Annotated in this window: 13 protein-coding genes; 6 read left to right on the forward strand and 7 right to left on the reverse strand. The window is 42.0% G+C overall.

Annotated features, from left to right (window positions below):
• Window positions 1–3: 3 nt before the first annotated feature.
• Entirely contained in the window at window positions 4–3,099 is a 3,096-nt protein-coding gene (locus tag ABNK31_RS05260; RefSeq protein ID WP_418894661.1) for a SusC/RagA family TonB-linked outer membrane protein, read from the reverse strand.
• Between the two features lie 1,142 nt (window positions 3,100–4,241).
• Between ABNK31_RS05260 and galE the strand changes: the two genes are divergently transcribed.
• Window positions 4,242–5,276, forward strand: a complete 1,035-nt coding sequence (gene galE / locus ABNK31_RS05265; RefSeq protein WP_418894662.1) for a UDP-glucose 4-epimerase GalE — start codon at window positions 4,242–4,244, stop codon at window positions 5,274–5,276.
• Window positions 5,277–5,367: 91 nt separating this feature from the next.
• On the opposite strand, the gene ABNK31_RS05270 is transcribed toward galE, so the two are convergent.
• From ABNK31_RS05270 to ABNK31_RS05280, 3 genes are all read right to left on the reverse strand, one after another.
• A complete protein-coding gene (locus ABNK31_RS05270) occupies window positions 5,368–5,586 on the reverse strand; it encodes a winged helix-turn-helix domain-containing protein (RefSeq protein ID WP_418894663.1) in 219 nt (72 codons plus the stop codon).
• Between the two features lie 358 nt (window positions 5,587–5,944).
• Window positions 5,945–6,781 (reverse strand): phosphatidate cytidylyltransferase, encoded by an 837-nt coding sequence (locus ABNK31_RS05275; protein ID WP_418894664.1) that lies wholly within the window; start codon window positions 6,779–6,781, stop codon window positions 5,945–5,947.
• 63 nt (window positions 6,782–6,844) lie between these two features.
• Window positions 6,845–7,291 carry a DUF5606 domain-containing protein gene (locus ABNK31_RS05280; protein WP_418894665.1) on the reverse strand — a complete coding sequence of 149 codons (447 nt, stop codon included), beginning with the start codon at window positions 7,289–7,291 and terminating at the stop codon, window positions 6,845–6,847.
• A gap of 290 nt (window positions 7,292–7,581) precedes the next feature.
• Between ABNK31_RS05280 and ABNK31_RS05285 the strand changes: the two genes are divergently transcribed.
• A complete protein-coding gene (locus ABNK31_RS05285; RefSeq protein ID WP_418894666.1) occupies window positions 7,582–8,775 on the forward strand; it encodes a lactonase family protein in 1,194 nt (397 codons plus the stop codon).
• 93 nt (window positions 8,776–8,868) lie between these two features.
• Window positions 8,869–9,951, forward strand: coding sequence for a 3-oxoacyl-ACP synthase III family protein (locus ABNK31_RS05290; RefSeq protein ID WP_418894667.1), 1,083 nt, complete (start codon window positions 8,869–8,871; stop codon window positions 9,949–9,951).
• A gap of 83 nt (window positions 9,952–10,034) precedes the next feature.
• Here the strand turns inward: ABNK31_RS05290 and ABNK31_RS05295 are convergent, their stop codons facing one another.
• Together ABNK31_RS05295 and ABNK31_RS05300 are read right to left on the reverse strand one after the other, a co-directional pair.
• Complete coding sequence (locus ABNK31_RS05295) at window positions 10,035–10,997, reverse strand: hypothetical protein (protein ID WP_418894668.1); 963 nt, start codon at window positions 10,995–10,997, stop codon at window positions 10,035–10,037.
• A gap of 155 nt (window positions 10,998–11,152) precedes the next feature.
• A complete protein-coding gene (locus ABNK31_RS05300; protein ID WP_418894669.1) occupies window positions 11,153–11,890 on the reverse strand; it encodes a DUF6261 family protein in 738 nt (245 codons plus the stop codon).
• Window positions 11,891–12,677: 787 nt separating this feature from the next.
• On the opposite strand from ABNK31_RS05300, the gene ABNK31_RS05305 reads away from it, so the two are divergent.
• Window positions 12,678–13,151, forward strand: coding sequence for a transposase (locus ABNK31_RS05305; RefSeq protein ID WP_418894670.1), 474 nt, complete (start codon window positions 12,678–12,680; stop codon window positions 13,149–13,151).
• Window positions 13,152–13,224: 73 nt separating this feature from the next.
• The gene (locus ABNK31_RS05310) at window positions 13,225–14,586 is read left to right on the forward strand and encodes a radical SAM protein (RefSeq protein ID WP_418894671.1); all 1,362 of its coding nucleotides are present in this window, start codon (window positions 13,225–13,227) and stop codon (window positions 14,584–14,586) included.
• 140 nt (window positions 14,587–14,726) lie between these two features.
• Here the strand turns inward: ABNK31_RS05310 and ABNK31_RS05315 are convergent, their stop codons facing one another.
• Window positions 14,727–14,984: a GlsB/YeaQ/YmgE family stress response membrane protein gene (locus ABNK31_RS05315; protein WP_418894672.1), complete on the reverse strand. Its 258-nt coding sequence runs from the start codon at window positions 14,982–14,984 to the stop codon at window positions 14,727–14,729.
• Window positions 14,985–15,296: 312 nt separating this feature from the next.
• Between ABNK31_RS05315 and ABNK31_RS05320 the strand changes: the two genes are divergently transcribed.
• On the forward strand, window positions 15,297–15,983 hold the full coding sequence (locus tag ABNK31_RS05320) for a hypothetical protein (RefSeq protein WP_418894673.1): 687 nt from the start codon (window positions 15,297–15,299) through the stop codon (window positions 15,981–15,983).
• The last annotated feature ends 3 nt before the right edge of the window (window positions 15,984–15,986 follow it).

Raw genomic sequence — 15,986 nt, forward strand, 5'->3', positions numbered from 1 at the left:
TTCTTAATTAAACGTAAAGTTAAGTCCTACATTTATAACACGTTGTATGGGATATCCCAACCCATTTCCAGCCATTTCTACATCCCAAAGTTTGAAGCGGCTCCAGAGCAAGAGATTTGTTCCACTTACATAGAATCTCATATTCTTTATGTGTAGCTTCTGTTTCCATTTACCTGAAATAGTATATCCTAATTCTGCTTGTTTTAGGCGTAAGAATGTACCGTCACGCATAAACCAAGTACTTTTCTGAATATTGTTATTATTAATATCATAACTTAATCGAGGCCATGTAGCATAGATATTCCCATTTCCTTCGGACCAATAACTATCGGCATAAGCTTGAAGTAGTTGAGTATTGTTCACAAAAGGAGATGTATATTCGGCATCTATCCAAAAAGATTCGTTGGAAAGTCCCTGGAAAAATACCGAAGCATCGAATCCTTTGTACCCAACAGAAAATCCAAAACCATATACAATTTCGGGAGTTGTGGGAAGTCCAATAGGTACTTTATCAGCTTCGGTAATTTTACCATCACCATTTACATCAGTATATTTAATATCTCCTCCTCCATATTTATATGCCGTCATTTCCTGAAGGGGAGCACTTAATGTTTCTGCATCATCAACAAACAAACGTTCTGCGATATATCCCCATTCTTGAGCTAACGGTTTACCTACTTTTGAACGCCACGGCTCTTTGTATGCGGGTTCATCGTATATATCGAATTTACTACTAGCATATGTGAAATTCGCCCTAGCAGATGTCCAAAAATCCTTAGCCCAACTTTTCTGATATTCTAAACTGATATCAGTTCCATATCCGCTAGCTTCGCCCACATTAGCTTTTATAATATAAGGCAACCCCATTGTTTGAGGAACATAACTTCTGTCCATAAGTATATTTGTTCGCTTTTCATGAAAATATTCTATTATAAGCGACAAATCATTCCACAATCCTAATTCAGCAGCATAGTTTTGTTTATAAGATATTTCCCATCCGATATTAGGGTTTGCCTCCCTTTTAGCAGAGATACCATTTTGCCACTCTCCTAATTTTTTTCCAAATGTCATTCTTCGATTTGGGTCAGACATATTCATTTCGGAAAGATAATAAAAACGATCATAATCTGCCCCGATTTGATCATTCCCTACTAGGCCATATGAATAACGTAGTTTGAAATTGTTCACCTTTTGTTTAAAAGGCGCCCAAAAAGGCTCATTGGAAATGTTCCAGGCGATACCTGCTGACGGAAAAAAACCAAATTGATGGGATCGATGAAAACGTTCCGATCCATTGTATCCAAAATTGAATTCTAAAAAATATCGGTTGGTATAAGAGTAGGTAAAACGCCCTGAAAGGCCAAGATTACGATGGGGTAAGGACATTTGCAGGCTTCCAGTATTTGCATCAAGCGATTGACGGGCTATACCTACTAATAAACCGCTGATTCCATGATCCTCAAAAGTGCGATTATAGTTAGCCATTAATTCTGTATAAAAAGTGGAATTTGTTACTTTATCTACGTTCTCTTCACTATAATCAAGCCAATCTGTACCGTTTGTATTAGTATTGTATAAATTGTATTCTCCCGTTTCCATATCTTTTCCGGAGAGTTCGTACCAATAGGGTGTGTAAAATCGACTCACTGAAAATTGGGAGAGCCGCGATACATTCAACATGCCTCTTATAGATAATCCTTCAGTAATGAAATCTAATTTTTGATTTAATTCCACTTGCGCTAATAATTGAGAACGGTTGCGTTCTTTATAACCTTTCACCGATTCAGCATAAGGGTTGTAATATAGGTTATCCTTATTTCCGAACATGATATGTTTGATACTGCTGGTTTTGGATGTCGGAGGGTAATAAGCAGGGAATAATACTGTATTGGCTTTGATGATATTTTTAAACATATCTGCTCCGCTAGTCAATGGTCCACTATAATCATCAAAAGAACCACTGAGTCGTACATTCATATTTGTACTCTTAGTTAGTTTCAACTCTACGTTAGAACGCAATGAGTACGATTTATTGTCAATATTATTATTAAAATTCTGTCGCTTGTCTACTTTCATTATGCCATTGTCATGGTTGAAAGAACCCGCTACATAATAGCGATGGCTGGAGCCTCCGCCACTCACATTCAAATTGTAACGCTGTGAGATAGCATTATCTTTTATCAACATTCCCATCCAATCTACTGCCGGATAACGCAGCGGATCTGTCCCATTAATCGTATTATCTATTTTCTCTTCTGTAAATGGTACAGAGCCTAGAGGATCTCGCGTCTGAACTGCTTCATTAGCTAAACGCATCCATGTCACCGGATCAGCAAGCTTGACTTTACGTGTTGGCGTAGAAAGAGATTGCTCTACTCGAAACGAAACTTTAGCAGGCCCTTCTTCTCCTTGCTTGGTAGTCACAAGGATAACGCCATTAGCCCCCCGTGCTCCATATAAGGCTGTGGCAGTAGCGTCTTTCATGACCGAAAAACTAGCAATATCGTCGGGTTGAAGGCGTGCCAAGTCCGTCGTTGATAACTCGATATTATCAATAAGAATAAGTGGATTCCGATTAGTGCCAAATGTAGTAATACCTCTTACAAAAAAATCCGCATTATCTGCACCTGGCTCCCCACTGCGCTGATAACCAATTATACCAGCCATCTGCCCCGCAAAAGCAGTAGTAAGATTGCTTGAAGGAACTTTTAATACGGCAGGATTAACTGTAGTTATCGAGCCGATTACACTCTCTTTTTTTTGTTTCCCAAATGCGACAATCGTTACTTCTTCCAATTCACCGGCAACGGGGCTCATTTTTATTTCCAAATACGTATTATTAGCAACCTCAATAGTTTCAGACTTCATACCAATAAAGGAGAAAACCAATTTGTCCGTAGGTAATACTCGAATTTCGAAGGTGCCATCCACATCAGTCGTAACCCCTCTAGTAGATTTATCCACTACAATGCTGACGCCCGGCAAAGGTTCGTTGGTTTCTGCTTCTATTACTTTTCCTTTCACTTGAACTTGCTGTGCTATCAAAGACAAAGGAAAGAGAATAGTGATGCATAATAAAAGATTAATTTTTCTTTTCATTTCATTTGTTCATTTGTTTAGATTAATACTTTACTAATTTCATTTGTTTAGATCATTAATGCTTATTTTGAATCCTTTTTAATGGTGAATAGAGCAATTTTTTAAAGAAGATCATTCATTTTGTAAAATTTAAAAGATTTTTTATCTGTAATTTTTAAACATGATGATTTATTTAGGATGATTAAACACAATCGAAGTGATCATCAATATATATTTCTATTTCTGTCCCCCACCGAATATCAGGCGGTGATTCGCAGAATAATAAAAGTAACGAGAAGAAATTTATTCTATAGTTCCAATATTTATTTCGGAGGAGGATGAAGATTCTTGTCAACTTGTAGAATAATAAACTAAAGTAATCAACAGCTACTTTCGGAGAAATACGATACCGTAAATCTCCAGAGGACTTTCTGCAGTTCCAAAGTCGTAAAAGAAGACTCTCAAAGATTATCCTATATTCGAAAGATACTCTTTTTAAATCTCTGATTACTGTATTTAGAAACCGATATATTAAGTTAATAAATGTAAATGGGGGGGGGGGGGGGGGATATTAACCTTTATTCTCCTATTCTTATAAGGACTTGCCTGCAAAACAATATTTTGATTTTTTGGTGTCATTCTTCAAAATGGCTAAATATTGGAATTTTATTTTTACAGTAAAATTCAGAAAGTAAAAGAATGATGCATTTAACGTCCATTCAAAACAAGCCTGCATTTTTTGGTTATCTGATTTTACACTGCAAAGATATTGGTCGGAATTTTATGAAAGCTACTAAAAATGATATAAACAATATCATTTTTGATATTTAACATTAAGTGCCGATTGATGTCGAACAATTGAGACTAAACGCTAAGTCCATATTCTAGCATATATTTGTATTCTTAATTATTTCAGGAAAAGGGCCTAGCCAAAGACTCTTATAAGGTTAATTTATTTTTGTGCGTTGGTACTATATTTTAAAAATACAAAGATGAGAAATTGAAATTTATTTAATCATTAGAATTATAACTGGCTGTATCCCTTGTATCTAAAAAGTATCCTATGATTTTAATAGGATAGAGATGATTTTTTAATGAAGAAATCATTTTTATTTTAGTATTTTTGCATCTCACAAATAAATCTTGAAATAAATAAAATCAGAATGGCAAAAAAAATACTTGTAACGGGAGGCACCGGTTATATCGGTTCGCATACCGTCGTAGAGTTGCAGCAGGCAGGTTACGAAGTCATTATTGTCGATAACTTGTCGAATTCCAATGCGGATGTTATCGAAGGCATTACGGCCATTACCGGTCAACGGCCCGCGTTTGAGAACCAGGATTGTACCGACCGGAAGGCTCTGAAAGCCGTATTCGACAAACATCCCGGTATCGACGGAATGATTCATTTCGCCGCGAGCAAGGCGGTCGGGGAGTCGGTACAGAAACCGCTTGTATATTACCGGAACAATATCGTGTCGCTATTGAACTTATTGGAGTTGATGCCCGAACATAACGTTAAAGGAATCGTATTTTCTTCCTCATGCACCGTTTACGGCGAACCCGATCGGAATCCGATAGATGAGAATGCGCCGATCAAACCGGCTACTTCCCCTTATGGCAACACGAAGCAGATTAATGAAGAGATTATTCAGGATTTTGTGCATTCGGGCGCTCCGATAAAGAGCATTATCCTGCGTTACTTCAATCCTATCGGGGCGCATCCGTCGGCCAAAATCGGGGAGCTACCGTTAGGCGTTCCGCAAAATCTCGTTCCCTATATTACCCAAACGGGAATCGGCATTCGTGAACGACTGAGTGTGTTCGGCGATGATTATGATACCCCCGACGGATCGTGTATCCGTGATTTTATTAATGTCGTGGATTTAGCCAAAGCGCATGTGATCGCTATCGAGCGCATGTTGCAGGACAAATCGGATGAGAAGGTGGAGATTTTCAACTTAGGAACCGGCAAAGGGTTATCGGTTCTCGAATTAATCCGCGTGTTTGAGAAAGTCACCGGGCACCCGTTAAATTATAAGATTGTCGGTCGGCGCGAAGGAGATATCGAGCAGATATGGGCTGATCCCCAAAAAGCGAATAACGTATTGGGATGGACGGCTCGCGAAACCATAGAGGATACGATGGCTTCGGCTTGGAAGTGGCAACTTCATCTGCGTGAAAAAAACATTATGTGACAGGGAATGCCCTTATTTCCTGTTTGTCTTTTTCCCAAAAAAAAAGTCCGGAAGCTATTCGCTCCGGACTTTCAATTTTCATAATAGTCTGTTAGAAATAATATTCTATTACCAAATAGAAGTTGTCCTGATGATCGGGACCCTCTTCAATTTCTATTTTATTTTCGCGAGCCAACCAACCGATTGCCGCATAAATATCCTTTTCAGCCAACCCCGCGGCCTGGGCTAATCGGGATATATCCCATTTCTCGTTGTTACTTAATAAGCCCCATATAATTCCGGCATTTGTTCCAATTGTTTTTTTATCCATATCCTGATGTTTTAAAAAAGTGAATTACTTCTCTCTTGCCCTCATAAAACCAGATTACTCTAAATTGTCATACTGACTTGTTCTTCGCTCTTTCGTTTCCATTACCCCCATATTTTGCGATTGCGGTAGGAAATCTACGTTAATTAAACATTTTCGAACTTATTTTTGTTCGTTCGGCAGCAGATAAGGGGAAATCAATTATAAAACCGATTACTGCAAACTCTTTAACCCCTCCCCGTTTCGCGGGAGGTCATGTCTAAATCGTAAACAGGAGCATTTCGGTTTTTACTCTTGAGGCACCCCCCGTAACAAACGGAAGCTGCAGCGACAAACAGTCCATCGATTTTGTCGTTTTGTTTCAGAAAGAATGAAAGGTGATCAGGAATAAATATACGGCAGGTATGGCGATAAGAAGGCTGTCGATGCGGTCGAGGATGCCGCCATGTCCCGGGATGAGCGTTCCGGAGTCTTTTACTTCACAAGTTCGTTTGATGAGCGATTCGAAGAGGTCGCCTAAAGTTCCCGCGAGAGAAGTGATAAGGGCGAAGATTATCCAAATCCAATAGGAGAAAAGGGGATATTGATGGGCGAATATAAAAGAGGCGATTACGGTAAAAACAATCCCGGCGATAAAGCCCTCGATCGATTTTTTGGGAGATATCCGATCGATGAGTTTGTGTTTGCCAAAGAGTGAACCTAAAAAGTAAGCCGCGGTATCGTTGACCCATAGGAAAACGAAAATGGCTAATACCGACGCATAGTGATAGCCGGAGAATACCATGTTATAACGATAGGAAATGAGCATGAGCAAACTCATCGGCAGCGTAATATAGATTTGTCCGAACACCGAATAAATGATTGCATAAAGAATATCGTTCCTTCGGATGAAGATGGCGGAAGCGAACAAGGCGAGCAGGTAAACGAATATCGTTGCGGAAAGGGCATAAAGACAGATCCCTTCCAAATAAAGATAGACGGATAAAAAGATGGCGACGCCTGCCGTAATGTTCAATATCTTGCTGATGGCATGCGATGTATTCTTTTCCATCATCCGGTAAAATTCATACAGCGCCACAGCGGTAATGCAGCCGAAGACGACGACGAACGAAAACCGGCCGCCCAATATACCGAACAGCACGAGCAGGACATAGATGGCACCTGCACCTGCCCGTATTACAAGATCTTTTATGTTCAACTTTTATACGATTTTAAAGATGCTCAAAGATAAAGTTTATTTTGATAAAAGACCCGGGGAAAATTAATTTTCTTCGGGTGTCTCCCCGTCATCTGACTTTCCTTCCGCCTCCTCTTCTTTTTCAGCTTTTTCAAAGTCGATGCCATGTTCCACAAGAATGTTATACCACGAAAGGAGCTTTTTTATATCCGAAGCATATACTTTTTCGGTATCGTAATCGGGGAGGATTTGCTCAAGATAGTCGAACAATTCTTTATTGGAAGGCTTCGCGCCGATAGTAACAGGATTGCCGTTTTCCTTCTCTTTTATTTTCGTCAATACTTCCTTCAACGGAACATCGTCTGCGGCCGTGTAAATGGAAACATCACTCAAGGCGACGGCTTTTTCCTGAACATACACGGGAATTCGTTTTCCATCGGCAAGCGATTCAACGATATTCAGGTTCTTTCCGGTGGAAACCAGTTTATAGAGACCGGGTCGCCCCGATACGGATAAAATTTTCGTAAGCATAGTTAATAAGTCAGTTCAAAATAATATGTATATCAATTTCGGGGACAAAAATAAGCAGACTCTTTCACATATACAAATGTTATGAATGATGAATGATGAATTATGAGTGATGAATGATGAATTATGAATTAGGAATTACTCAAGTTTTGCAAGGAGCGGCAAGGGGCAAACAGTAAACTGCAAACTTTCATACGAAATAACTTGTGAAACGTAAATGAATGATGAATAAGGATATAAAAAAGGCGGTGGTTTGCAAAAAATATACTACTTTAGCATCTAAACTGATAAGAATGAAAATAAATAGAATTATTATAGCAAGTTTTATGGTTAGCGCCCTGATGTTTTCGTGTAAAAACAGTCATTCCGGTAAAGAGCGTGCGCAACGTGATGCTGCGGACTCGGCAAAGTTTCTCAATCTCCGGGAAAGCGATTTGTTTTTGCTCGTGGGCACGTATACCGCTAAGGGAGGAAGCCAGGGAATGTATGTATACACCTTCGATAAGACATCGGGCAAGGCCGACTCGGTGAGTATGGCCGAAGTGTCGAATCCCTCTTATCTGGCGTTAAGCCCCGACGAGCGCTTTGTGTATGCCGTGAGCGAAGAGGATGAAAAAAACAGCTCGGTTCATGCTTTTTCTTTCGATAAACGCTCGGGAATGCTTCGGTTGCTTAATTCGCAAAAAACCGGCGGAGCAGCGCCTTGTTATGTGACCGCCGACCGTTCGGGGCGGAGCGTGCAGACGGCTAATTACAGCGGCGGCAGTGTTTCCTCTTTTGAAGTCGATGAAGACGGACGGTTGTCGGAGGTCAATTTATTGATTGTGTTCCGCGGGTCGGGCCCCGATTCCACGCGTCAGGAAAAGCCGCATATTCATTCGGTGCGTTATTCGCCCGACGGAAGATACCTGTTCGCCTCCGATTTGGGAACCGATCATCTTTACCGGTTTGAAACGATCGGTTCTGTTTTCGAAGGGCAACCGGCTATTTCCCGCGGCAGTTTAGTCAAATTTTCATTGCCCGCGGGCACGGGGCCCCGGCATTTCGATTTCGATCCGGCCGGCAAATACGTATATGTATTGGGCGAGTTGTCCGGCGCCATTACGGTATTTGATTATAATGAAGGTGATTTATTGTCGAAGCAGACCATTCTTGCCGATACTGCCGGCGCCCGGGGCAGTGCCGATATCCACGTGTCGCCGGACGGTCGTTTTTTGTATGCATCCAATCGTTTGCAGGCCGACGGCATCGCCATCTTTTCGATTAACGGGGAAGACGGCACTCTTACCCAAACAGGGTATCAACCCACGGGAAAACATCCCCGTAATTTTGTCATCACGCCGGGCGGAGAATGGTTGCTGGTTGCCTGTCGCGATGAAAACCGGATACAGGTGTTCCGCATCGACCGGCAGACCGGTTTGTTGGAAGATACGCAGCAGGATATTCCGGTGTATCGGCCCGCTTGCTTGAAATTTGCCGGAAGGTAGGTAGATTGATGCTGATGGATGGGAGATTGATATTGATTTTTTATTTACCTTTGCAGTTGAATTTTGGAGTAGAAAATTTATTAATAGCATAAGATGAAAAAAATATACAGCGTATTTACCGGCACGGGAAGTTATGTCCCTACGAAGAAGGTGAAAAATGAAGCATTTCTTAAGAATGTTTTTCTCGATTCTTCCGGAGAGCATATCGCGACACCCAATGACCAGATCGTGCAGAAATTCGAGGAGATAACGACCATTTCCGAGCGTTGTTATGCCGAAGATGACCAGGCGACATCCGATTTGGCCCTTATAGCTGCTCAACGTGCCATTGAGTCGGCCGGAATCGATGCGGAAGAGCTCGATTATATCATTTTTGCGCATAATTTTGGAGAGACGTATCCCGATAATATCCGTATCGATGTATTGCCGACCATGGCTTCGCGGGTGAAACAAAAACTGGGCATTGCCAACCCGGATGCGGTGGCATATGACCTTTTGTTCGGATGCCCGGGATGGATTCAAGCGGTTATCCAGGCCGATTATTATATCCGTTCGGGCGATGCGAAAAAAGTGTTGGTGATAGGGGCCGATGTGTTGTCGCGCATTTCCGACCCGCACGATCGCGACAGTATGATTTATGCCGATGGCGCCGGCGCTGTTGTTATGGAAGGACGCGAAAGCGAATCGCCTGTCGGGGTTATCGGGCATAATTCCCGAAGCGACTCTTTGGATTATTCGCAAATGCTCCGGATGGGGTATTCTTATAACCCGGAACTGGCGGCAAAGAAAGAGTATTATTTGAAGATGAACGGCCGCCGTTTATATCAATATGCATTGGAAAATGTGCCGAAGGCAATCAAGGCCGGACTCGACAAACTGAATTTGCATATATCGCACGTGAAAAAATTACTGATTCATCAGGCGAACGGTAAGATGGACGATGCCATCCTCCGCCGGCTTTTTAAGCTGTATGGCGTGAACGAGGTGCCGGAAGAAATTATGCCGATGACAATTTCCTGGTTGGGTAATTCGTCTGTGGCGACTGTTCCTACGCTGCTCGACTTAATTGTTCGTGAAGAAATGCCGACTCATGACCTGGGCGCGGGTGATACGATTGTATTGGCGTCGGTAGGCGCGGGAATGAATATCAATAGTATTGTGTACCGGTTCCCGTAATACAATGGACAATGGACAATGGACAATTATGAAGTATGAATTATGAAGTATGAAGTATGAAGTATGAATTGTCCATTGTCCATTTATAATCCTGCGACTGTTTGCTCATTAAGCCGGATGGTCATCAGGCCTGTTTTTTCATTTATAGCCAACACCTCGCAATCGATTTTATCCCCGATATTCTTTGTCCGGAGATATTCGCGCACTTGGTTTTGTTTTTCTCCATAAAACGCTTCCGTATTTTCGAGTAAGCATCTGTACCGTTCGTTCAGCATATACGTCCGCCCATTATACGGATGGGCGGAAATCGTGACGGGTTGCGCTGTTCCTACGTATTCTTTAAGCGATTGTATTTCCTCTTTCGTCAATTTTTCTTTCTCTTTTTTGGGAGGCGCCGCCGGTTGTGGTGCGCTATCGTCTTTCGGAGTCGATTGTATATCGACTGCCGCTTGCGTTACGATCGCCTTTTTGCGTTTGGGGCTATTGTAGGAAGAGAACGTAACGAAACGGGTTTCTCCCGGACGAAGGTTTTGTAGCGATTCACTGCCCCCGCTTATCGTATCGAAGGGAATCACCCCTTGTAAAGATCCGTATTCCCAATTAAAATTATTACCGAGTTCGACCTTTATATTTTTGGCCGATTTGTTTAAAATGATGCCTGTATATACGCGATTGGTTTCGAGAGCGGGAGAAGTTCGTTCGTAAGGCAGGGCGTCGATGATAAATGATTTGCGGGCAGGATTCACCGAAAACAGTTTTCCGGTAAACGAGACTTCCGCTAAATAAGGGGAGACCGCTTTCCATTCTTCGAGAGAACTGTATCTCCAAGGCATATTTTTATAGGAAGTAAAACCTTGCAGGTTGCCTATACGGACAATGAATCCGGAGTTGCCGTCTTTCACGATGTGGAAATGCAGCGTTTCTCCGTTTGCCTTGGCCAACAGGATTTTTTCGAAAGTCACGTCCCGGGTCTCTTTTTGTTTTTCCGATGCCGGAGCGTTCTTATGCGGGTTAAAGAGGGAGCGAATGTAATGCAATATATTCATTGTCTGTTTCTTTTATAGATTTCCGTTTGTCTAATGTCTAATGTCTCCAATCCTTAGTCTTTCGACCTTCGACCTTCGACTTCTCAAAAAAAGTATTTCGGCACAAACATCGGTCTGCACCGAAATACGCAAGATTTGTCATATAAGATTACTACTTATTTTTCAGGAGGCGGAGGAATATCCGGCGCATCGGCTCGACCCTTACGGAGAGCCAGCATGTTTTTGTAGTAATCGACGAGAGCATTGATTTTGCCGATAAGAGCAGCGTAAACCGTTTCGTCACCGCTCAGAGCAAGCCCGTTGATAGCCGTCATAAGGTTTTCGTAGGCTTTGTTCGTAGCCAAACGAGCTTTTCTTACGTCCCCGCTGGTGCGGATAGCGGCCTCGTCTGTACGGCTGCCGAATCGATTTTCGAAATCGACGTTTGCCTCATCCAGTTTATCAACCAATTCCGTTTCCGTGCAAAGTGCAAGGTCTGCGGCATAATTTGTTTTCAGTTGGTTGGTCAGGGACGAAACAGCTTCGGTTTCATCCGCATATGTCGAACTCGGAACATATCCGGCCTGCTTGATAATCCGTTTGATGCGCTTGGCTGCTTCCCGAACAGCCTCATCGAACCATTTCTGTTTCGATTTTACATCGTCGGTAAATGCCCTGTACAGCTCATCACGATACTTGTCGGCTTCTTCGATGGCCGACGTATACCGGCTTCCCTGCTCCACTTCAATGGCTTTGTGTTCTTCCGCCAAAGCCGAAGTATAAGCGGGGTACACTTTTGTGATGCCCAGTTTCGTCATATCCTCTTTATCGATATCGGCTTTCACCAGATCGTGAAATTGCGCATGCTCTTTATTGCGGCATCTGCTTATGTTGAAATATTTTATTAAATTCATCGTAATATTCTTATTGTTTATAAACAAAAATACTTACACGAACACCTTTTGCAAGGAACTATTCTAACCGTTCCTTCACGGAATGAAATTCCGCCCGAATACTAAGGGAGGAAAGGCTGCGGTATTTACCTGCCGCAAACGAATACCCTCTGAAGGGCTTTTTTTGAAACGTCGTATTAATACGACACGTTGCCCGGCTTTTTTTGAAGGCTTCGTATTGGTACGACGCGTTGCCCGGCTTTTTTTGAGAGCTTCGTATTGATACGACACGCTGCCCGGAATTTTTTGAAGGCTTCGTATTGATACGACACGTTGCCCGGCTTTTTTTGAAGGCTTCGTATCTGTTCGACGGCCTGCCCGGCTTATTGAATAGGACAGGGGACGGAAAAGGCGAAGAGCCTTTGTTTTTTTCAGCTTGCCGAAGCACTTCGAAAGCGTTCCACAAGTGTAGGATTCGGTGCCGGATACCTATGATGCGATTACGTGTATTTTTCTCCTTTCTCCATCGCACGCGATACATCCAACCACTGCTTGCGTTTCAGAATCGTATTTCCCCGATACATCGCGGCAAATATAATGATTTTTAGCAATAAAAAGAAAAGAAGGAATATATTTTTCTTTTCTTTTTTGTATCGTCCGGCCGGATGCTATCGGATTTTATACCTAAAATATTTAAATTGGAGCCTTGTATCTATAAAAAGAATTAAACGGATAGTCTTTCCTTGTAAAATCTATCGGATTTAACACCTAAAAGAATATCTTTACCGCATTGAAAAATAATGAATAGATGTCGATAAAAGAATTTATAGCTCAATTTCCGGATGAGAATACCTGCCGCCGGAAATTCAAAGAATTTCGGGATGAACAAGGAGTGCGTTGTCCCGCATGCGGTTGCATGGAACATTATTGGAAAAAAGATAAAGAATGCTACGAATGCAAAAACTGCGGCAGGCGCCAAAGCCTGAGGGCGAATACCCTTATGCATGGTTCGCAGTTGCCTTTCCGCTATTGGTTTATTGCCATCTATATGGTTTACGCCGTGAACGAAGGACTATGGGGGGGATTATCCGTGTCGGAATTGCAGCGGCAATTGAATCATAAACATTACGAAGCTATCTGGACGATGATTCAAAAAATCAAATCGAACCGCAAGCACAAAACGGAACAACTCATCCTGAAAATCATGGCTTTTAATGAACGTCATTTCTCCTCCGTATGCCATCCGTTAGCCATGAAACCGGTTATGGCGCAACGAAAATAAGAAGGTTGCTTCGGTCACGAGACAAACATGATCATTTTTTTGGATTGTCAGATAATTAAAATACAAGAAGACGATGAATGCAACAACAAGTGTCAGAAATTTCGGAATAAAACAAGTTATTCGGTATTTGGATTCCAATCCCCAACGGAGTATGCCTAAAATTGTCCATTGGGCGGAAAAGTTGGATAAAGGAAAAAAATTCAACCGCGAGATCACCGATATCAAACATTTGATATTGGATGAAAACAGCAATTGGCACCGTTTTGCCGACAGTCTTTTCACGGATATAGACAAGGGGGTGCGGCAAACATTGGCGGAGAATTTTTTTGTAAGCACCATCCTTTCCCGCAAACAACTGGAAGCGAATAAACGGAAATACGACTGTAATATTCCCTGGGCCATCCTTATGGATCCTACCACGGCCTGTAACCTGAAATGCATCGGATGTTGGGCCGCGGAATACGGACATAGAATGAGTATGGATTACGATACGCTCGACCATATTATTTTGCAGGCTAAACAGCTTGGCACGCACTTCTTTCTTTATACCGGCGGCGAGCCTCTTATGCGGAAGAAAGATATCATACGGCTTTGCGAAAAACACAACGACTGCATGTTCCTGTCGTTTACAAATGGAACGCTCATCAACGAATCTTTTGCCGACGAAATGTTGCGCGTGAAAAACTTCGTCCCGGCCATCAGCCTCGAAGGCTTTCAGCAGGCAACCGACTCGCGCAGAGGCCGGGGGACGTTTAAAGCCGTACAAAGAGCCATGAAGATATTGAAAGAGCGAAAACTGCTTTTCGGTAATTCCTGCTGCTATACCCGCGCCAATGCGGAGGTGATCGGGAGTGAAGAATATTTTGATTTTATGATTGAAAGCGGTGCCAAATTCGCCTGGTTTTTCCTTTATATGCCGATAGGAGTCGATGCCGTCCCCGATTTAATGGTCACCGCCGGGCAACGCAAATTTATGTACCGCCAGATTCGCAAGTTCCGTAATTCGAAGCCTTTATTTACACTCGATTTCTGGAATGACGGCAAATGCGCCGGAGGATGCATCGCCGGAGGACGCAGCTATTTGCATATTAATGCAAACGGCGATGTCGAACCGTGCGCCTTCATCCATTATTCCAATACAAACATTCACGAAAAGACATTGCTCGACGCCCTTCGCGATCCTATCATGACGGAATATAGAAAGAATCAGCCGTTTAATAAAAACCTGTTTCGTCCGTGTCCCTTGCTGGACAATAAAGGCAAATTGGCCGAAATGGTCGACAGGGCGCGAGCCAAATCCACCGATCTGCTTTGCCCCGAAGATGTCCATGCGGTATGCGCCAAGTGTGCCGACGCTGCGGATCAATGGGAAAAGACGGCCGATGAATTATGGGATACCTATTATAATCCGCAAAACAGCAGTTTGCCGAGTTAATTTGAAAGGAAAAATGACAACGGGTTGAAAGGGGAAAAAGACAGCGGGACGGAAACAAAAATGAGGCGATTTCAAAAGAATGATGTCATTCTTTGAGACCGGCCTCATTTTTCTTACCTGTTTCGAGCAATCAACTGTGCTCAGGCTCTTTTTTTCGTTATTAAGGCATATAGCCATAAAACGATCAGTGCGCCGCCGATAGCTAATAATAACGTGCGGAAGCTGAATGTGTCCACGCTGCCCCAGCCAAGAGCCGAACCGATCCATCCGCCGACGATGCCGCCCACAATACCGATGATAATGGTTGCGAGCCAACCTCCCGGATCTTTACCCGGGCGAATCCATTTTGCAATGGCTCCTGCAATGAGCCCTAAAATAATCCACGATAAAATTCCCATAGTTTTTTGTTTTTTGAATTAGTCCCTGTTAAAACAGTTTTATATTCATGAATGTTCAGTAATTCGGAATTTAAATTTTTATCGTTCCGTTGGGGTAAAATTCCAAATTAGTACCGCCCATAAAGAATATATGTCCGAACACGTGCGTTGGTGAGGGATAAAGGACACCTCCACCGTTTAACATAACCAGAAAGCCTCAAAGCGTTCCCTCTATCCGATATATAATGACGTTAATTGAGCCGTTAATTTCGCAAAACAAGTGTTTCCTGAATGACTGTTTTTGTTATTTCACTCCTGTTAAGATTCTTGTTAATGAAAAAGATTAAAATATTATTTATTTCAATTCTTGCATGTCTGTTGGGATGCCAAGAAGTGGAAACGGATTTACATATGAAGGTAATTAATATCACAATCGTGTTGAGTATTATATTACAAATGTTCTTACCATTAAATTCATTTGCTCAAAATGAGAAGATGAATTCTTCTTCTCGTATGTTTGAGAAAAAAATTGAGCCGTCAATGTTTCCATCCGGTACAGATAACTTGAAGAATAAGACGAAAATGCAATTATTATTTTTCCCTGATTATAATGGTATGATAGAGTTTCTCGTAGAACCGAGTTTCTGTGGTGCATATGGTTTCAGGATAACTATTTCCAATAATCAATATATACTAGAAGCAAAACAAATTTATAATTGGAAAGAAGTTCGTGATAGCTTAAAAGCGGCATATCCACTAAAAATTATTAATGGACATGACCCTCAAAATAAGTTGATGTCAAGAGAAGCAATGGCGGAGATTGCTGAATATAATACAAAACAGCTTGGGGAAATAAAAAAAGTAGCTCCACTGAAATACAAATTGGAAGAAGATAGTATTTCTATTAGCAGCAATATGGCAAATCTTCTCTATAGATTGTATGTTGATTTAATAGAAAATTACAGCAATAAAGGAGTTCCGGTTAAAGTGCTGGATGGTAAATATGTAACTTTTCGATAAATA

Source organism: Limibacterium fermenti (genome assembly GCF_041902845.1).
GTDB classification, from domain to species: Bacteria; Bacteroidota; Bacteroidia; order Bacteroidales; family Dysgonomonadaceae; genus Limibacterium; species Limibacterium fermenti.